Origin of the sequence: Streptosporangium sp. NPDC049376 (genome assembly GCF_044466505.1) — a bacterium.
Taxonomy (GTDB): domain Bacteria; phylum Actinomycetota; class Actinomycetes; order Streptosporangiales; family Streptosporangiaceae; genus Streptosporangium.
The window spans coordinates 185,633-204,266 of sequence record NZ_JBITMT010000014.1 but is presented as its reverse complement, the minus strand read 5'-3'; the positions used below and the strand labels follow the sequence as shown (position 1 = coordinate 204,266).

Here is an 18,634-nt window from a genome sequence, read left to right as displayed (position 1 = left end):
ATCCGTTGCCAGGCCTTGTCGGTCAGTTCACCTCGTCGCACCACGAACGATCATCTAACCGCACCTGCCGTGATCATTTATCAGACATCGCCTAGTAGCCGTCCGCGACAGCAAAAGCCCCTCCGGCCCCGCCCTGACCTTCAGCGCCTCCGAATGGAACGCCTTCATAGGCGACATAAAAATCGGAACGTTCGACTCCTGACCGGCGAGCCCGTCATCATGGACAGGGCCGCCCCCGAGGCCGTACCCAAAGATGATCAACGCTCTGACCTGCACCGCTGCACTACCGCCGGACCGCCGCAGAATCAGCTCGCCCCGCCCTTGCGCAAACCCGCCTGACCTGGGACTTTACCCTCGGGCCCCTCATCACCCTGAAGGGTTCGCAACGTAACATGCGCCGTGCTGGCAGATTCCAGGTACACGTCCCTCATCACCCTGAAGGGTTCGCAACTCGGCGCCGGTCACGGCGGGCAGATCGGCCTGGCGGAGTCCCTCATCACCCTGAAGGGTTCGCAACTGCACGTGGAGCGCGGCTGACTGAGGCGGGGCTACAAGTACCCTGAAGGGTTCGCAACCCGAGTGCGTGACGGCTCTCCAGATCATCCTGCAAACCGGTCCCTTATCACCCTGAAGGGTTCACGACGTTCTCCGACTGAATCGGCGGCCTCGCTGTGCCGTACGGCGCCAAGGGGTCGCATGGGTTGTGACCGGCTCTCGCGGTGAGGGCCAAGGCCGCGTAGCCGAAAACGTGGAACCCCGTGAAGGGGGGCGGCGTTCAACTGATCATGACGAGCGATGGGAAGTCGGCCGGTCGATTCCGGCGTCCGCCTGCGGGAAGCCTCCGACCGGCTCCTGACGGGTGACCACCGGCTCCGGCCTCGTCTGCGACGCCCGTCCGGCACCGGCTACCGGGGCGCGCACGGCACCGTGATCGCCTCCGACGCGCTGACCGTCGCGCCACCCGCCCGCGTGCTGTTGATCAGTATCGTCCGGGACGGCTGCGACCCCAGAAGGGGCAAGCACCACGAGGCCGTGAAGAAGCCGGCCGAGACCGGCGCCCAGCCTCAAACCACGAGCCTCCGGCTTGTGATCCGACTGCGAAAGAAGAGATGAAACTACCCCTCTTGTCCCTGGCCGGTATGAGCGCCGTTCTGCTTGGCGTCATGGCGACGGTCGCCATCCCCGCCTCCGCCGCCGCCGAGGAGACCCTGCGCACCGTGGCGGCGGCCCGGAACCTGCGCGTCGGGGCGGCCGTCAACGACCGCGCCCTGGAGACCGACAACGGTTACCGCGACAAGCTCAAATACGAGTTCAACAGCGTGACCCCCGAGAACGCCATGAAATGGGGGAACGTGGAGCCAGAACCCGGCGTGCACACCTGGGCCAAGGCGGACGCCGTCGTCTCCTTCGCCCAGGAGAACAACCAGATGGTCCGCGGTCACACCCTCGTCTGGCACGGCGGTCTGCCCACCTGGGTCAGCGACGGCTCACTCAGCGACCAGGAACTGCGCGCCGCGCTCCAGCGGCACGTCGAGACCACCGTCAGGCGTTACGCCGGACGGGTCGCCGTGTGGGACGTCGTCAACGAGGTCCTCGCGGAGGACGGCACCCTCAGGCAGTCCATCTGGCTCAGGCGACTGGGTCCCGGCTACATCGCCGACGCCTTCCGGTGGGCCAGGGCCGCCGACCCCTCCGCCAAGCTCTACATCAACGACTACAACGCCGAGTGGAACAACCCCAAGCGCGCCGGCCTCTACAACCTGGTACGCGACCTGCGGGCGCAGGGCGTGCCGATCGACGGCGTCGGCTTCCAGACCCACGCCATGATCAAGGAGTCGGCGTCAGAGCCGCTCCCGCTGACGCAGCTCAGGAGCACTCTGCAGTTGTTCGCCGGGCTGGGCGTCGACGTGGCCGTCACCGAGCTGGACGTCCGGCTCAAGCTGCCGGTGGACGAGAGCAGGCTGGCCGCCCAGGGCGAGGTCTACCGCCGGGCCGCCGAGGCGTGCCTCGCCGTCGCCCGCTGTGTGTCCCTGACCATGTGGAGTCTCACCGACAGGTACTCATGGGTGCCGTCCTCGGTTCCCGGCTGGGGCGCGGCCCACCCTCTGGACGAGAATCTGGCCAAGAAACCCGCCTACCTCCGGCTACGGTCCGGACTGAAGGACCGGGACTTCACCTCGAACGCCGTCGCGAGCCATTCCGGCAGGTGCCTGTCCCTCTCCGGCACGCAGGCCGTCCAGGCGGTGTGCGGGAAGGACCAGCGGCTGCTGTTCCACCGCGTGGCGACGAAGACCTACCAGATCACCGACCCGACCGGATATTGGTGCCTCACAGCGGGGTCCCAGAACACCCTGACCCGCACCCCGTGCCCGTCCTCCGGCGACGACCAGCGGTTCGAGGTGCGTCCTTCGGGGGACGGGCAGCAGCTCGTGTCCCTGCGCAGCTCCAGGTGCGTCGTGGTCAGGGACCGGAGCACCGCCGCGGGAGCCGTACTCGAACAGGCGCCGTGCTCGGGCACCCCGGTCTGGGAGCTGACCGACATGCCGGGACACCCGTAGGCCGAAAGAGCCCCGGTTCTCGGCGCCGGGCGCGGGTGGACCGCGCGAGTCGTCCGTGAACGAGCGGCGGTGACCGGCACCGCCGCGACGACCTCAGACGATGTCGAACTCGTTGCCCTCGGGGTCCCGCATGGCGGCTGCGTAGAGCCCCATGTCCGGCTCGTCCTTGATGCGCAGCACGGTGGCACCGGCTTCGACCAGGCGTTCCACCGTGGCCCTGACCCGCCCCGCACGGACGTCCAACGGGACGTCACGGCCCCCGCCGACCTTCAGGTCGAAGTGCCAACGGTTCTTGGCGGTCTTCGGCTCCGGAACCTGCTGGAACCACACCCTCGGTCCACGTCCCTCGGGGTCGATGATCGACTCCGGAACGTCCCCGGCACCGGTCGGCAGCTCCGCCTCGGGCACCCCCATCGCCGCCCAGTAGGCACGCCAGGTGGCGTGCCCACCTGGCGGAGGCTCAGGCACGTAACCCAGGGCCTCGGCCCAGAAGGTCACCATTCTCTGCGGATCGGAGCAGTCGATCGTCAGTTGCAGTGTCATGTCCATGCGCGGGAGCGTCCCAGACAGGTCCGACAGACGATCAACGCCCTGACCTGACCGGCGCCAAGCCCCGCGCCCACGACAACCGCGTCGAGGTCGCCACCGACCTCCCCGGCCTGGTCGCCGTCCGCGACGTCAAGAACCCCCGCCCTGACCTTCAGCGCCTCCGAATGGAAGGCGTGGAACCCCGTGAAGGTGGACGGCCCGGCCGTTGACCTATCCGCATGTCGAGCGGGTCAACGAGCACGCGGGCACCTCGGCGGCACTGCACGCGCTCCGCCATACCGCGGCCTACCCATCAGGCCGTTGCCGTGAAGCGCAGCAGCAGTTCGCTGGTCGTCTCGGGCGCTTCCACCATGGGGAGGTGCCCGACGCCGGGCAGCAGCTCGACCCGTGCGTCCGGCACCGCGTCGTACCGGTGCGCCGAGGACGGCTCCCAGCGGGGGTCCGCAGCACCGAAGATCACCTGTACGGGGACCCCGAGGGCGGCCAGACGCTCGGGCACGCTTCGTTCGGCGATGTAGGCGGTGTTCTGGCGCAGCACCGTCCTCATCACGCGGTAGGTGATGCCCCGTACGTCGGCGACCACGTCGTCCGGGAGGTCCACCGGGCGAACGGCCATCGCGCTGATCCCCTTGCGGATCATCGCATCCGAACGCCTCGGCCAAATGAGCGGGCCCAACGGCGGGGCCAGCAGCACCCGAAGAATGAACGGCTGCCGGAGGAGCGCATCCGGACTCGGGCCGCTACTGATCAACGAAAGCGAACCCACGAGGTCGGGACGTTGCTCGGCGAGCGCGGTGGCGACGTAGCCGCCGCTGGAGTGCCCGACCACGGCGACATGACGAAGCCCATGGTCGTCCAGCAGCGCCGCCACCTGACCCGCCTGCGCGGGCACGTCGTACGACGGCGCGGGCGGGGACTGGCCGCAACCCGGCAGATCGACCCGGATGACATGATGGTGGCCGGCCAGCGCCGGGACCACCGGGCCCCAGAAACCGCCCGAGGCCCCCGACCCGTGGATGAGCAGCAACGGCGGTGTCTGCCGCGGGCCGTCATGGACCACGTGCATCCCATGCGAGTGCTCAATGTCGTATTGACTCATGGGGAGACTGTGCACGGGCAGCCGGCCGCCGGTCTTGGACAAATGTTCCCGCGGAGCCGAAGCCCGGGCGGCCGTCACCATGACGGCTGTACCAAGGCCCCAAGGCCCCAAGGCCCCAAGGCCCCAAGGCCCCAAGGCCCCAAGGCCGGAACACGGGCTCGGCGGGGCTCATTCCTGCGCGGCGGGAGCCATGGAGATGTTCCAGAAGTCGGCGTAGCGGCCACCGCGGTCGAGCAGTTCGTCGTGGCTGCCTTCCTCCACGATCCGGCCGCCGTCCAGAAAGACGATGCGGTCGGCGCGCCGGACGGTCCGCATCCGATGCGCCACCATCACCACCGTCCGGCCCGCCATCAGGCGCTGGATGCCTTCGTGGACGGCCGCCTCGTTGACCGGGTCCAGCGCCGAGGTCACCTCGTCCAGCAGCACGATGGGTGCGTTCTTCAGCAACGCCCGCGCGATCGAGACACGCTGGCGCTCACCACCTGACAGCAGTGCGCCGCCCTCGCCGACGTTCGCCGCCCATCCGCCGTCCAGTCGCTCGATCACCTCGTCCAGCCGTGCTGCGGTCGCCGCCGCCCGCACCTCGGCGACGCCCGCGTCGGGACGGCCCAGGCGCACGTTCTCCTCGATCGTGCCGTCGAAGAGATAGACGTCCTGGAAGACAACGGCGATGCGCGCCATCAACGCCTCGGTGCTGATCTCGCGCACGTCCACGCCTCCCACGCGCACCGCGCCGGCGTCCACGTCGTAGAAGCGCGCCAGCAGCTGCAGCAACGTGCTCTTGCCCGCGCCGGACGGCCCGACGACCGCGAGCCGCTGTCCCTCGGGGACGGTGAGCGACACCTCGTCGAACACCGTGAGCTCGCCGTGCCGGAAGGCGACGGCGTCGAACTCCAGGCCGTGGTGCGTCGGCTGGATCGGCTCGCGGGGTTCCCGCAGCGGCTCGGTGAGCAGCAACGCCTCAAGTCTGGCCAGCTCCGAACGCGCGCCGCGGAGTTTGCCGCCGATGTCCGACAGCGACAGCAGCGGGTCGGCGCAGCGGGCGGCCAGCACCAGGATCGCCAGGATGTCCGCCGCGCCGATGTTCCCGCCGAGCGCGAGGTAGGCGCCCAGGACCAGCAGCCCGGTGAAGATCGTCTGCACGGTGAGCGTCAGCCCCACGGCACTGGGCAGTGTCGCCAGCACGGTACGGCGGGAGGCGCGCTGGGCGTCCAGCAGCGAGTCGTCGAGCAGCTGGAAGCGTTCGCCGGTCCGGCCGCCGGCCCGCAGCACCGGCTGGGCTTGGAGGAATTCGATGACGCGCCCGCCGGCCTCCTGGTCGCGTTCGTGACGCTCGGCGTCGGCGGCGGCCGTCGCGCGTGCCGTCCAGGCCTGGATCGCCGCCACGACGGGTACGGCGAGCAACGCGGCCAGCCCCATCCGCCAGTTGAAGGCGGTCATCACGGCCACGATGGTCAGGGGTGTGACCAGGGCGGAGATGAACGGCGCCAGCAGATGCGCGGCCACGCCCATGGCCTGCAGGAGGCCGCGACCCGCCAGGGCGGACACCTCACCGATTCGAGCGGCGTTGTACCAGCCGAGGGGGAGGCGGGCCAGATGCCGGCCGAGCCGGTGATACATGCCGTGCAACATGGTGGTCCCGACCCGCATGCCGGACAAGTCGCTGATGTAGCGCATCACGGCGTAGAGGGCGACCGCGGCCCCGAACGCGACCAGCCAGGGCACGGCGTTCGCGGGCGTGCCGCCGAGCAGCGCCCGCAGCACCGGGACCAGCAGCGCGTAGGACAGGCCTTCGACCACCGCGGTGATCGTCATCAGGATCACGGTTCGGCTCATCGCCCGGGCGTACTCGTCTCCGAGCACGCGCAACAGCATTCGGATCATCGGGGCTCGTCTCCTCGCAGTACGCCACCGTGGGTTTCGAACTCGGCGGATTGGTGGGATCGCCAGAACGCTGCGAACCTTCCGCCTCGTGCCAGCAGGTCGGCGGGTCTGCCGCGTTCGGCGATCGCTCCGTCCTCCAGCACCACGACGGTGTCGGCGTCGGCGATCGTCTCCAGCCGGTGGGCGATGACGACGATCGTCCGGTCGTCGCTCAGCGTCGCCAGGGCCCGACGGACCGCCTGTTCGGTCTGCGGGTCGGCGAAGGAGGTCGCTTCGTCCAGCACCAGAACGGGCGTGTCGGCCAGCAGCGCGCGGGCGATCGAGATCCGCTGCGCCTCGCCTCCGGACAGCTTGGTCTCTTCACCGAGCACCGTGTCGTATCCGCGCGGCAGTTGGAGGATGCGGTCATGGATGCCGGCCAGCCGGGCGGCGCGGATCACGTCGTCGCGGCCTGCCCGCGGCACCGCCAGCGCGATGTTGTCAGCGACCGAGACACGCAGCAGACGGACGTCCTGGAAAACGAAGGACACCTGCCGATACAGCTCCCGGCTGCCGATCTCACGCAGATCGACGCCGCCAAGCAGGACCGAGCCGTGGGTGGGGTCGAAGAACCGCGGCAACAGCTGAACCAGTGTGGACTTCCCGCTTCCCGACCGCCCGACGATCGCGGTGACCGTCCCCGGCTCCAACACCAGGTCGATGCCGCGCAGCACCTCGTGACCTGCCCCACCATCGACCTCGTAGGCGAAGCGGACGTCACGCAGTTCCACCCGGTGCCCCTGCGGCGGACGCGGGTGGACGGGCTCGGGCAGTGGCCGGACCGCGAGCACGTCTTTGATCCGGCCGACCGCACGACCGGCGGCCTGCAGGTCGTCGAAGCCGTGCCCGAGCGCCGCCACCGGAGCGGTCAGTCCCAGCCCGAGCAGCAGGAACGGCAGCAGATCCGCTGGAGCCAGGCCGCCGGAGGTGATCAGTGCCGTGCCGCCGACCAGCACGACCAGCAGCACGAACGGCGGCGACAGCGCCAGCTGCATCCCGGCGGCGATCACGGACATGCCGCGCACCCAGCGGGAGAAGATGCTGACGAAGTCGTCGGCGGCTGTCAGGAACGCGCGGTGGGCGCGCTCGCCTCCGCCGAACGCCTTGACCACCGAGATGCCTTGCACGAACTCGACGACGGAACTGGCGATCCGCCCCATGGCCGCGTCGTAGGCCTCCTGCTCGCGCGTCCTGGCGGGCAGCATCAGCAGCGGAACCAGCGCTGTCGCCATCACCACAGGGATCAGCGTGATCAGCGTGAGCCGCCAGTCGACGGTGAACAGGTAGACCAGCGACACCAGCGGCACCACGAACGCGGCGACGAGTTCGCCGGGAGCGTGGGCGATGAACGGGTGCACGGCGCTCACGTCCTCGCCCACCACCTTGGCCAGCTCGCCGGTGCGGCGCCGGGAGAACCAGCCGATCGGGACGCGTCCCAGCGACGCGGCCAGCTGTCGGCGAAACGTCAGTTGCACCCGGCTGTCGAGAACATGTCCGATTCCCGACGATGCGGCGGTGCACAGCAGCCGGATGAGCAGGCCGGCCGCACCCGCGATCACCACGGTCCAGACGTGAACGTGGTCGATCGGGCCGGGCGACAGCAGGGTACGGCCCAGTTCGACGACCGCCAGCAGCGGGGCCAGACCCGCGAGCGCGCCGATGACCTGCAGGATCACCACGGCCGCGAAACTCCGCAAATGAGGGCGCAACAGCCGTGTCATGCTCTGTCCCGCCACAGAATCGGCATCCGGTTGCTCGATCGTCTGAGCGAGGTCGGTGGTGATGGTCATCGTTCTCCGGTCTTCGTCGATCTCGTCACGACCCGGTCCGTGGCCGAGCCGACGGTGAATGAAAGGGCAGGGTGCGAGCGGACCGGCTTGGGCTTACAGGCTCCGGACCGCATCTCCAGGCGGCTGCCTCGCGGCAGGGCGACGGCCGTTGGAAGGCCATCAGCCGCCGGCCGTCCCAGCCGGAGTCCGTGAGTCTTCTCCTCGCGTTGGTCTCGCCGACTTGGCGCAAGCCGATGGAGGACTCGAAGCGATCGATCGGGGAGGACGAGTGCGGGGGCACGTGGGTGCCGTCCTGGCACACGTAGACGTCTCCGTCGTCCAGGGCCGGGATCGAACCCCCCGGGGTGCCGTCAGGAATGGCCATGGGCCCACTGTCGCCGCTGGCGCACGTCGGCGGATTGGACAAATGTTCCTCTAGCTGCGACTTGGGAGCGTCTTCGGTTGCGACATGAGGTCACAACCGAACGTGCCCCCAGTCACCACGTAACCGATCGCAGGTCCTCAGTCGTTGCCGGTCACTCCGATTCCGGGGACGTCGTGGGGGTGGAGGTCCTTGGTTCACTCGTAAGTACTCGCGGAGAACCAGCTCGCAGCCCAGCTGTCTGGCCGGCTGCCGACCGGCGTGCAGGATCGGGTCCGGGTCGAGGCGCGGGCCGGGTTCGTGACGCGTCGTCCGGCTCGCTCGTCGGGAGGTGTGTCGTCGCGAGCGGTTGCGCGACAAGCGCGTTCATGCCTTGGCGCGATGTCGCGCGTTCCTCGTAAAGGCTGGTCAGAAGGCCAAATTCCGCCGGGAAAGTCAAATTTGTCTTTGACGAACTCGCCCCCCAAGATGGACGCCCGACGAGGGGAGCACCGGTGGTGGACACGGTCGCCGGCAAGGTGGGGCAGATCGCGGACGAGCAGCGTTCGATCGAGGTGATGTACGCGCGTCTTGACGCGGAGGAGGCCGAGAGCGTCGCGGCGCGGGAGAAGGTGATGGCCGCTCCGGTCGAGGGCCCGGAAGGTCATCAGGCGAGAGACGCGGAAGTCTCACGGCTGGCCGGGGTCATCGGTCGGCTCCGGTTGGCTGAGCGGTCTCTGTGCTTCGGGCGCATCGACGGTTCCGAAGGCGGCGCGTCCTTGCACGTCGGCCGCGTCGGACTGCGTTCCGAGTCGGGCGAGATACTGCTGGTGGACTGGCGGGCCGAGGCCGCGCGGCCCTTCTACGCGGCCACGATGGCCTCACCGCTGGGGTTGCGTCGTCGTCGTCACCTGCGTGTCGAGGATCGCCGGGTCGTCGACGTCACCGACGAGATCCTTGACGGGACCGACCCGACCGCCGAGGACGTCGTCGGCGACGGCCCTCTCGTTTCGGCGTTGAGCGGGGCGCGGACGGGACGTATGCGCGAGGCCGCCTCGACCCTGCAGCGGGAGCAGGACGAGATCGTCAGGTCCGAGCATCGCGGGATCACGGTCGTCGACGGCGGCCCCGGAACGGGCAAGACCATCGTCGCCCTGCATCGGGCGGCGTACGTGCTGTACGCGTTTCCCGCGATCGCGGAACGCGGCGTGCTCGTCTTCGGCCCGAACAGACGCTTCCTGGCCTACATCTCCAACGTGCTGCCATCGCTCGGTGAGAACGACGTCGAGTTGGCCACGGCGCCTGATCTCGTGGGGATCGAGGCGACGAGAACCGAGCCGGAGGCGATCGCCCGCGTCAAAGGACGCGCGCGCTTCGCCGAGGCACTCGCGCGGCGGGTCCGGGCGCGAGAGCCGTACGGCGTGCCCCTGCCGCTCACCACGGCGCACGGCAGCGTCACCTTGGACTCCACGCGCGTCGACGCCGCCCGACGCGGCGCCCTGCAGGGCGGTATCGGTCACAACCGCGCGAGGGAACTGTTCCTTGAGTACATCGTCGACGAACTCGTGAACGAACTGGAGCAGCAGACCGCGAAAGAGATCGCGGACTTCGAGGACGAGCTCAGGGAACTCAGCGGAATCGACCTCGATCGCATGTTCGCGCACCGCCCGGGAGATCCAGAGCCGGAGGAGGACGGGCTCGACATCGACTGGGACCGCATCCGGGACGACCTCCTCGGCGACGCCGACGTCGACCGGATGGTCGACACGGTCTGGCCCCGCCTTCGTGCGGAGGACGTCCTGCGCGGCCTGCTCTCTGATCCCGGTGCGCTCGCCCACGCGTTCGCCGAGCTCACCGAAGAAGACATCGACTCGATCGTCGAGGGAGTAAGGGCGGGGTGGAGCAGCGCGGACCTCCCGTTGCTGGACGAGGCGCGAGCGCTCGTCGACGGGCCCCCGGAAAGGGTCTACGGGCACATCGTCGTCGATGAGGCGCAGCAGCTCTCCGAGATGCGGTGGCGGATGCTCATGCGTCGCTGCCCGAACCGTTCGATGACCATCGTGGGCGACCTCGCCCAGACGGGGTCGACGACCACCGTCACGAGCTGGGAGGACGCGCTGGAGCCGTTCGTCGCGGACCGGTACGTCCATCACACGCTCACGGTCAACTACCGCACGACCGCCGAGATCCTGGAGGCGACCAGGCCCCTGCTCGCCCGAATCGCCCCCGCGCAGCACCTCTCCCGCTCCATCCGCCACGGCGAACCCCCGGCCTCCGTCACGGTCGCCGAGGCCGACGTCGACACCGGCGTCGGCGACCTCCTCGCCCGGCTTCGGGAGGACCACCCCGAAGAACTCGTCGGCGTCGTCGTCTCGTCTCGGCGCGCGACGGAGATCGAACCGGGATCCCTCGGAGGTGACGCCACGGTCGTGGCCGCGCCCGACGCGCGGGGCCTGGAGTTCGACACGGTGATCATCGTCGACCCGGACGAGATCGAGGGGGCGAGCGAGGCCGGCCTCCGGGACCTCTACGTGGCGCAGACCCGGGCGACCAAGCGCCTCATCACGCTCACGATCGATCGCACTGTCGCCCCCACCGGAGCGGCGGCGCCCGAAGGGTGAACCGCGAAGCATGACGTCGAGCGGCCGGTGCTCGGGGCCGTCGCCCAGAAAGCCGGTCAGGGCAGGTCACGAGCCACCGGCCGCAGGCGTCTCGTCGAACGTCGCCGCACCGGGCCGGGGATCACCCGGCGTGCGAGAGGGTGATCGGACGGCTGTCGCCCGGTCCGGGGAGCGTTGGTCCACGGCCGAGAACGGCTGATCACGAAGCGCCGCGGGATCTCATTTCGCCGAACGTATTGACACCCCGTCGGCGCCCTTGATATTAATCCACCAAGTGGTTGGTGGATTAAAGGGGACGGACATGGCGACGACGCGACGAGGCAGACCGCCGGGCGGTCCGGAGCGTTGGAACGCGCTGGTTCAGGCGGCGTACCGATGTCTGGCCGAAGGCGGGTTCGAGCGGTTGCGGATGCGGGACGTGGCCGCCCAGGTGGGCATCGACCACTCGTCGATCCACCACCACTTCCCCACCAAGCAGGACCTGGTGATAGCGGTCGTGGACCACACCACCCGGCAGTTCTGGTCGACCACGCCACCGGAAGGAAGCGCCGTCGAGCGGCTGCGGGGCCACCTGGCCACACTCCGCCAGAAGATCGTCGACCAGCCCGAGCTCCACATCGTCCTGCGTGAGCTGGATCTGCGGGCCCGGCGCGACCCCGAGCTACGGGAGATCATCGCCGGCAGGGAGGAGGGCTGGCGGAACTCACTGCGCACTCTGCTGACCGACGCCGCCGCTGCCGGAGCGCTGGCCCCGGGCGTCGATCCGGCGACGGGGGCGGAGCTGGTCATCGCCACCGTCAAGGGAGCGAGCCTGGCCTCCGACCGCGCCGACGACGTCCTCGAACTCCTCGAACGGTTACTGATCCATACCTGACCCCGGTTCGCTCTCAGGAGGAGCATCCATGTCCACACGTACGCTCCGGGTCGTCATCGTCGGCGGCGGCATCGGTGGCCTGTGCCTGGCCCAGGGCCTGCACGCCGCCGGGATCGACGTGGCGGTCTTCGAGCGCGACGCCGCGCCCGACGCCCGGTTACAGGGATACCGGCTCAACATCGAACCGGTCGGCAGCCGGGCGCTGCACGACTGCCTTCCTCCACACCTCTGGCAGATCCTGGTGGCCACCGCCGGTGATCCCGGACCCGGCATGGGGGTGTTCACCGAGCGGATGCGGCTGCTGATGCGGGAGGACGCCCCGCCCGCGGGGCTCGACCCGTCCGAGCGGACGCACGCGGTCAGCCGGATCACGTTGCGGCGGCTGCTGCTCGCCGGTCTGGATGACATCGTCCACTTCGGCAAGGAGTTCACCGGCTACCGGCAGAACCCCGACGGCACCGTCACCGCCCTTTTCGCCGACGACACCTCGGTCACCGGCGACCTGCTGGTCGGCGCGGACGGTGCCAACTCGCGCGTGCGGCGGCAACTGTTGCCGCACGCGCGGCGGTCCTCCGTCCCCGGCGTCGGGATCGGCGGCAAACTCCGGCTCGAAGACGGAGCGGCGTGGCTGCCCGAGGAGGTGACCAGCGCCAAGAACATGTTCCTGCCGAAACGGGACTTCCTGTTCACTGCGGTGTTCCGCCGCCGGGAGACGGACGAGGCCGTCGTCGAGCGTGTCGGTGACCGGATGCGGGCCGTGGGCCTGGACCCGGATCTCCTCGTCCAGGACGCCGGGGACGACGACTACGTCATGTGGGCCTACGTCGCCCATCGGCGCGTGTCGCCCACGGACCCGTCCGGCACCCAGGAACGCGAACGCGGGCAACGGCTGCGCGAGGTGGTCGCGTCCCGCCTGACGGACTGGCACCCCGGCCTGCGCGAGCTGATCACCCGGACGCCCGCGGACACCGTCGAGCGGTTCGACTTCGCCGCCGCCGAACGGGTGAGGCCGTGGACGACCACGAACGTGACCGTGCTGGGCGACGCCGTCCACTCCATGCCGCCGGTCGGCGGCCTCGGCGGCAACGCCGCGCTGTACGACGCCAACGTGCTGCGCCGCGCGTTGGTCGCGGTCGACCGGGGCGAACTCGACCTGCTGCCCGCCCTCGCCGAGTACGAGCGCGCGATGTTGAGGAACGGCTTCGCCGCCGTGCGGGCCGCCACCATGTACCTGCGCCTGGCCACCCTGCCCAGCCGTACGGTCCGGACCGTCGCACGGACGTTCTTCCGGCTGTGCGGCGTGATCCCCCCGCTGCGCCGCGCGATCTTCTCGGACTGACCGTTCACCGGGTGTTCCAGCCGACCGGTCGGTGTCCGGGCCGCGGCACCGCCCGCCGCGCGTCGGTCAGGTCGTGCCGCCCCGAGGTCCCCGGTCTCGTTCCTCCTGGTCGTCGAACGGCCTACCGGAGACCTCGCCTTCCGTCCATGGCCGGCACATGCTTCTGCGGGCCGTCGGGCGACCGGCTCACCGCGCTCCTGGAACACGCGTCAGGTGGCGTCCCGCCGGCCCAGCCACTCCAGGATCACCTGGTTTGTTTCCTCCGGCTTCTCCTGCTGGATCCAGTGACCGCAATCCAGGCTGACCGTTTCCGCGTTGGGTACGAAATCCGTCAGTCTTTCGGACTTCGCGACCACGTCCCGGTCGCCGTAGATCATCAGCGTGGGCTGTTGGATGATCGGGTCCACGTCCGCCAGCAGGTGCCAGTTGCGGTCAAGGTTCCTGTACCAGTTCATACCGCCTGTGAACCCTGTCGACTCGAAGGCGGAGACGAAAACGGCCAGTTCGCCGTCGCTCATCACGGGCTCACCGAGTGGCTTCTCCGCTCTGGCGAGATCGATCAACGCCATACCCGGCCGAGGCTCTCTTGGAGGCTCGTTCTTCCGGTAGATGTTGCGGAGGAACCGAAAAGTGTTCTCTTCGAACACGGCGTCTGCGACACCCGGCCGCCGGTTGAAGTGGACGAAGTAGAAGTCGCCGCCGAACGCCTCTTCCATGGACTCGATCCAGGGCCTTTCCCCGCGCTCCAGGTAGGGCAGGCTCAGGTTGATCACCGTGTTCACCCGGTTCGGATGCAGCAGGGTCAGCCCCCAGACGACGGCCGCCCCCCAATCATGGCCGACGAAGGTGGCGTCTTCGTATCCGTAGTGATCGAGAAGTGCGATGAGATCACCCGACAGGTGTGCGATGTCGTATTCCGTCACTTCGGCCGGACGGGATGAATTTCCGTAACCCCGCTGGTTCGGGACGATGACGTGGTAACCCGCCGCGGCGAGGGCGGGCATCTGATGGCGCCAGGAGAAGGCGTGCTCCGGCCAGCCGTGACAGAGCACGATGGGTTTCCCCGCATTTTGTCGGCCTGCTTCGAAGACCTCAAGTTCCACACCGTTTACCGAAACAAGAGTGGGCTTGGGAAAATCGACTGGATCGAACACTGTGTTTCCTCTTCGTCTTTTCTGAGTGATCAGGGGACGAAGGTGCCCGAAGAGCACCTCCGAAAGGCCGAGGGCCGATGTCGGTGACCATCTTGCCGACCGAAACCGGTCACCTCATGACCGGTTTCCTGTGAAAGTGTTGTCGGCGTGCGAACCGATCGGCTGGTGGCCGTCCTTCTCCTGCTGCAGCGGCGCGAGCAGGTGACGGCGGCGGAGGTCGCCCGGGAGCTGGAGGTCTCCGAGCGCACCGCCCGCCGCGACCTCGACGCCCTGGCCATGGCCGGGGTGCCCGTTTACTCCATGCAGGGCCGAGGCGGCGGCTGGCGCCTCGTGGGCGGCGCCCGCACCGACCTGTCCGGGTTGACCGCGGGTGAGGCCCGCGCCCTGTTCCTGGTCGCCGGCCAGGCCTCGGCCGCGACGCCGGCCGTGAAGGCGGCCCTGCGCAAGCTCGTCCACGCCCTGCCGGAGCCCTTCCGGGCGCAGGCCGAGGCGGCGGCGGCGTCGTTGGTCATGGACCCGCAACGATGGGGGTCGAGTCGGATCGAGCACCGACCGCCTCGCTTCCTCGACGAGCTCCAGGACGCGGTGATCCGCGGCGTCCAGGTACGGCTCGGCTACGTCGACGGCAAAGGCGCCGAAACCGTGAGAACCGTCCACCCGCTGGGCATCGTCGCCAAAGGCCCGTCGTGGTACCTCGTCTCCGGCACCGAGGCCGGTCGGCGGACCTTCAGGATCGACCGTGTGTCGTCCGTCGGCCCGACCGACGATCCCGTGCACCGGCCTGAGGACTTCGACCTCGCCGAGAGCTGGCGCGAGATCGCCGACAAGATCGACCGCGGGCGAACGCCCCTCGAAATCCAGGCGGTGTGCGTGCCCCACGGGATAGGCCTGCTCCGGATGGCGTTCGGCGGTCGGCTCGAAGTGGGAGGTTCCACGCCGGACGGCCGCATCGAGGTCGTGATCCGCGGCTACGACGAGTACACGCTCGCCGGCGAGCTTTCCGGGCTGGTCGAATGGCTGGAGGTGACCGGCCCGCCAAGTGTGCGAGGCCACCTGGCCTCGATCGGCAACGCGCTCGTCGAGCGATACGGCTGAGACCGGCACGCGCGCTGTTCGAGAATCCGCCGAACGACATCCTCTTGATCACGATGCGCCGACGGTATGCGATCAAACCGTCATGACCTTCACGCCACTTCCGCGTATCCGGAACATGCCTGAACCATTACGGTAAGTAGTCGAATGCATCCATGAGGTGATGATGGTAGGGATGTCGCCTAGAAAGGCCCCCCATGCGTACTTCTCCTACCCGGCTCTTCGTGGCGTTGGCCACCACGATCACCCTGTTGACCGGCCTGACCGGGACGCTCTCCCCCGCCGCCGCGCACACCTCACCCGCGGCGGTCTATCCCAACTGCGCCATCCCCGGCTGTGCCGCCGCCCGCAACGCGAACACGATCTGGGACACCCAACTGCACTACCCCGCCGCCCGTAGATGGTTCCCCTGGCCCAACGGCCAGTCGAACTTCAGCGGCGGCGTCTTCGGCAACCGCGAGCACCAACTCCCGGCCGGGGGTGACTACGCCGAATACGACGTCTTCCCCCGCCGCCAGGGCAGCCCCCGCGACGCCCACCGGATCGTCCTCGACCGAAACACCGGCACCGCCTGGTACTCCCCCGACCACTACAGGAACTTCCACCAGCTCTGATCACGGCCCTCCGGCGACAGCGCCACCGGCGTCGCGTCGCCGGATTCCGGTCGTTCCGCCGACGAGGCCGCACCCGGACGACCGAACGCCTGTCAGCGGTCACGCCTTTCCGCACTCGTTCGACCGCTCGGGGGCTTCCCGCCACACCACGGCAAGCCCCGCCCCGATGCCGTCAGCTCTCGAATATCACGCTCGCGTACCGGACCCGCACGGCGGAACCACCCGGGACGACCCTCGCGACAGCGGTTCCACGGCAGCCCCTGCCGGTGTACAGCACCGCGACACGGTCGGTGTTGTTCTCGGCGCCGACCGCGTCACCGAGGTCGTAGCACTGACGGTCGTTCGGGTCGGTCAAGGTACGCGAGATGCCGCGGGAGCTGTACTCGAAGGTCCCGGTCGCGGCGGAGGCGAGGCCGGGGGCGGCCACGATGAGCGCGGCCCCGACGGCCAGAGCGCCCGTGACCGTGGACATCACACGTCGCACAGCAATCACTCCTTGTATTTGATTTATAACAAAGAGTAATTCAAGGAAAGGCGGCGCGAAAGCGCGCGTGGCGGCGACGGCCGAGGGGGACCGCCAGGCAATGAACCGACCGTTCCGCGTCGCCCGCCGGTGAGCATCGCGGCGGGCGAACGGGATCGGCGGCCGGTGGGGACGAAGCCCTCACCATGAGCCACGGTCTAGGGGCACAGCGCGGAGGTCAGCAGGGTCATGGCCGCCTGGTGAGGGTCGCCGGAGAACGGGGTCATCGACAACGTGACCTGTCGCGAGCCGTCGGCCGAGTTGAACGCCACCGTGAGGTAACCCGGGGCGCCGCCGCCGTGGCCGAACGCGGTGCCGCAGGGAAGAGGCGCCAGTTCCAGCCCCAGCCCGTACCCCTCGGTCGTGCCGGGATCCTTCATCTCCTTCAGCAGACCGGGACGGAGCAGCTTGCCCTGGAACAGGGCGCGGTAGAACCGGTTGATGTCCTCGGTGGTGGAGACGATCTCACCCGCCGCACCGGCCATCGTGGGATTGAACCGTGTGACGTCGACGGGGACGACCTGGCCACCCCTGGTGACCGGCGCGTACGCGTGGGCGTGCGGGCCGTACACCTCCGGGGAGGCTCCCGGCACGCGGGTGTCACGCAGGCCGAGCGGTCGCAGGATCCGCTCCCTGATCTCTGTCGCGTACGGCCTGCCGGTGACCTTCTCGATCAGCATGCCGAGCACGATGTAGTTGGTGTTGGAGTACTTGTAGTCAGACCCGGGTGGGAAGTCGCGCGGGAGCTTCTCCGCCTTCTCCACCAGTTCGCGTGCCGTCCAGGTGCGGTAGCGCTCCTTGGGGATGCCCGCCTCGTCCATCATGTCCGTCGAGTACTCGGGAAGGCCGCTGGTGTGCTGGAGGAGGTGCCTGATCGTGATGTCGGCGCCCTTGTCCACGAGCCCCGGCAGCCACTTCTCCACGCTGTCGGACAGGCGCAGCCTTCCCTCTCCCACCAGTTGAAGCACCACGGTCGCCGTGAACGACTTGGTCACGCTCCCGGCCCGGAAGCGCCCGTTCACCGGGGCCGGCTGGGCGTTGTTCATCCTCGCCTTGCCGCTTGCGGCTCGCCAGGTCCTGTCCCCGTCGCGAACCTCGGCGATCGCGGCGACCGCACCGCCTGCGACGATCTTGTCCAGCATCGCCTGCAAACCCGGCCGACCGCTCGGGCTCGCGTCCGCCGCCGCGGGGGCGGTCACGGCGGGCGTCGCCAGCAGCGACACGGTCAGGCACGCCACGACGGCCGTGCCGGTGCGTCTTCCCTTCACGGTGTTCCTCCGATTCACGGAGTCCGGCTCTCGGCCTCCGCCATATCAAGATCCGACGCGGGAGGGCGGTAGGGCATCGGAGTTGTCCCCTACGGAAACCCTGGTTCCACACGACGGTCTCCAACTTGGGAGGGACGCCGTCAGGCGGGGTCCCCTGTGGTGAGCCGGACGGACCACTCGCGTTCGGCGACGGCGAGGCCGCCCTCCAGTGTCTCGACGAGCGCCGTCCGGCTCACCGAAACCACCGTCGGCTCATGCCGGGCCTCGGTGCCCCAGGCGGGACCGCCTCCGTCACGGACCCGGCAGGCGAGGTGCACCCGGTCCCCGTCGGGGAACGCGAACGCCGTCACCTCGTCGGTGCACTCGCCCCATTCCAGGAACACACACCGTGCGAGTGCCGCCTCGGCGTCGGTACCGGCGTCGCCGTACAGCCCGTTCTCGGCGATGAGGAAGGACTCGGACGGCGAGGTGAACCCCACCGGTCGTGCGGCCGGCGTGCGGAAGCGGCCGAGTTCGTCCTTGAGCTTCTTGACCAGCAGCGGCGGGTAGAACGCGTTGTCCCACGTGTTCACGTGGAGCCCGCCGACGAAGACGTCGACGCACAGCAGCCCCGGGTCCCGCTCGACGTGGAACTCCAGGCCGAACCCGGCCCGCGACCCGAGCAGCATGACGGCCTCCCCGGCTCTGTCGATCCACGGCCTGGGATGGGGGTTGGTTCTCCCGAGCTGAGCTTCGGGGTGAGTCGGGCAGCCCTCGGATGCGCTGACCGCCGTCATCGGAGCCGCGCGGAAACCTCGGGGGCGCCGGTTCTACACTCCCTCCCATAGTGGAACATACCGTGATGAAAACGAATAATCTCGCCGCGACCGTGGTGGCGGGCGCCTCTGGGA

General features: G+C 69.1%; 17 protein-coding genes. 9 read left to right on the top strand and 8 right to left on the bottom strand.

What is annotated here, in order from left to right; translation table 11 throughout:
• The first annotated feature begins 79 nt into the window (after nucleotides 1–79).
• The 4 genes from ACIBVQ_RS29780 to ACIBVQ_RS29765 all read left to right on the top strand — a co-directional run bounded on the left by ACIBVQ_RS29780 (nucleotide 80) and on the right by ACIBVQ_RS29765 (nucleotide 2,558).
• On the top strand, nucleotides 80–202 hold the full coding sequence (locus ACIBVQ_RS29780; RefSeq protein WP_399181523.1) for a DUF397 domain-containing protein: 123 nt from the start codon (nucleotides 80–82) through the stop codon (nucleotides 200–202).
• 197 nt (nucleotides 203–399) lie between these two features.
• Nucleotides 400–537, top strand: a complete 138-nt coding sequence (locus tag ACIBVQ_RS29775; protein WP_399181514.1) for a hypothetical protein — start codon at nucleotides 400–402, stop codon at nucleotides 535–537.
• A gap of 258 nt (nucleotides 538–795) precedes the next feature.
• Entirely contained in the window at nucleotides 796–1,113 is a 318-nt protein-coding gene (locus ACIBVQ_RS29770; protein WP_399181513.1) for a hypothetical protein, read from the top strand.
• Between the two features lie 26 nt (nucleotides 1,114–1,139).
• Nucleotides 1,140–2,558 carry an endo-1,4-beta-xylanase gene (locus tag ACIBVQ_RS29765; RefSeq protein WP_399181511.1) on the top strand — a complete coding sequence of 473 codons (1,419 nt, stop codon included), beginning with the start codon at nucleotides 1,140–1,142 and terminating at the stop codon, nucleotides 2,556–2,558.
• 93 nt (nucleotides 2,559–2,651) lie between these two features.
• Here the strand turns inward: ACIBVQ_RS29765 and ACIBVQ_RS29760 are convergent, their stop codons facing one another.
• The 4 genes from ACIBVQ_RS29760 to ACIBVQ_RS29745 form a co-directional block, all read right to left on the bottom strand.
• A complete protein-coding gene (locus ACIBVQ_RS29760; protein WP_399181509.1) occupies nucleotides 2,652–3,107 on the bottom strand; it encodes a VOC family protein in 456 nt (151 codons plus the stop codon).
• A gap of 292 nt (nucleotides 3,108–3,399) precedes the next feature.
• Nucleotides 3,400–4,206 carry an alpha/beta fold hydrolase gene (locus ACIBVQ_RS29755; protein WP_399181507.1) on the bottom strand — a complete coding sequence of 269 codons (807 nt, stop codon included), beginning with the start codon at nucleotides 4,204–4,206 and terminating at the stop codon, nucleotides 3,400–3,402.
• Between the two features lie 168 nt (nucleotides 4,207–4,374).
• Nucleotides 4,375–6,090 carry an ABC transporter ATP-binding protein gene (locus ACIBVQ_RS29750; protein ID WP_399181505.1) on the bottom strand — a complete coding sequence of 572 codons (1,716 nt, stop codon included), beginning with the start codon at nucleotides 6,088–6,090 and terminating at the stop codon, nucleotides 4,375–4,377.
• Nucleotides 6,087–7,808: an ABC transporter ATP-binding protein gene (locus ACIBVQ_RS29745; RefSeq protein WP_399181503.1), complete on the bottom strand. Its 1,722-nt coding sequence runs from the start codon at nucleotides 7,806–7,808 to the stop codon at nucleotides 6,087–6,089. The genes ACIBVQ_RS29750 and ACIBVQ_RS29745 overlap by 4 nt, the downstream gene beginning before the upstream one ends.
• Before the next feature lie 969 nt (nucleotides 7,809–8,777).
• Here ACIBVQ_RS29745 and ACIBVQ_RS29740 point away from each other — a divergent pair.
• The 3 genes from ACIBVQ_RS29740 (at nucleotide 8,778) to ACIBVQ_RS29730 (ending at nucleotide 13,093) form a co-directional block, all read left to right on the top strand.
• The gene (locus ACIBVQ_RS29740; RefSeq protein WP_399181501.1) at nucleotides 8,778–10,880 is read left to right on the top strand and encodes a HelD family protein; all 2,103 of its coding nucleotides are present in this window, start codon (nucleotides 8,778–8,780) and stop codon (nucleotides 10,878–10,880) included.
• Nucleotides 10,881–11,181: 301 nt separating this feature from the next.
• The gene (locus ACIBVQ_RS29735; protein ID WP_399181499.1) at nucleotides 11,182–11,754 is read left to right on the top strand and encodes a TetR/AcrR family transcriptional regulator; all 573 of its coding nucleotides are present in this window, start codon (nucleotides 11,182–11,184) and stop codon (nucleotides 11,752–11,754) included.
• Nucleotides 11,755–11,782: 28 nt separating this feature from the next.
• On the top strand, nucleotides 11,783–13,093 hold the full coding sequence (locus ACIBVQ_RS29730; protein ID WP_399181497.1) for an FAD-dependent oxidoreductase: 1,311 nt from the start codon (nucleotides 11,783–11,785) through the stop codon (nucleotides 13,091–13,093).
• 209 nt (nucleotides 13,094–13,302) lie between these two features.
• Here the strand turns inward: ACIBVQ_RS29730 and ACIBVQ_RS29725 are convergent, their stop codons facing one another.
• Nucleotides 13,303–14,247: an alpha/beta fold hydrolase gene (locus tag ACIBVQ_RS29725; protein WP_399181495.1), complete on the bottom strand. Its 945-nt coding sequence runs from the start codon at nucleotides 14,245–14,247 to the stop codon at nucleotides 13,303–13,305.
• A 147-nt stretch (nucleotides 14,248–14,394) separates the two neighbouring features.
• Between ACIBVQ_RS29725 and ACIBVQ_RS29720 the strand changes: the two genes are divergently transcribed.
• Complete coding sequence (locus tag ACIBVQ_RS29720) at nucleotides 14,395–15,342, top strand: helix-turn-helix transcriptional regulator (protein ID WP_399181493.1); 948 nt, start codon at nucleotides 14,395–14,397, stop codon at nucleotides 15,340–15,342.
• Between the two features lie 194 nt (nucleotides 15,343–15,536).
• A complete protein-coding gene (locus tag ACIBVQ_RS29715) occupies nucleotides 15,537–15,953 on the top strand; it encodes a ribonuclease domain-containing protein (RefSeq protein WP_399181491.1) in 417 nt (138 codons plus the stop codon).
• A 172-nt stretch (nucleotides 15,954–16,125) separates the two neighbouring features.
• Here ACIBVQ_RS29715 and ACIBVQ_RS29710 read toward each other — a convergent pair whose 3' ends face one another.
• The 3 genes from ACIBVQ_RS29710 to ACIBVQ_RS29700 all read right to left on the bottom strand — a co-directional run bounded on the left by ACIBVQ_RS29710 (nucleotide 16,126) and on the right by ACIBVQ_RS29700 (nucleotide 18,412).
• Nucleotides 16,126–16,437, bottom strand: a complete 312-nt coding sequence (locus ACIBVQ_RS29710; protein WP_399181489.1) for a hypothetical protein — start codon at nucleotides 16,435–16,437, stop codon at nucleotides 16,126–16,128.
• 197 nt (nucleotides 16,438–16,634) lie between these two features.
• Entirely contained in the window at nucleotides 16,635–17,744 is a 1,110-nt protein-coding gene (locus tag ACIBVQ_RS29705) for a serine hydrolase domain-containing protein (protein WP_386189573.1), read from the bottom strand.
• Between the two features lie 140 nt (nucleotides 17,745–17,884).
• Nucleotides 17,885–18,412, bottom strand: coding sequence for a hypothetical protein (locus ACIBVQ_RS29700; protein ID WP_399181487.1), 528 nt, complete (start codon nucleotides 18,410–18,412; stop codon nucleotides 17,885–17,887).
• Between the last annotated feature and the right edge of the window lie 222 nt (nucleotides 18,413–18,634).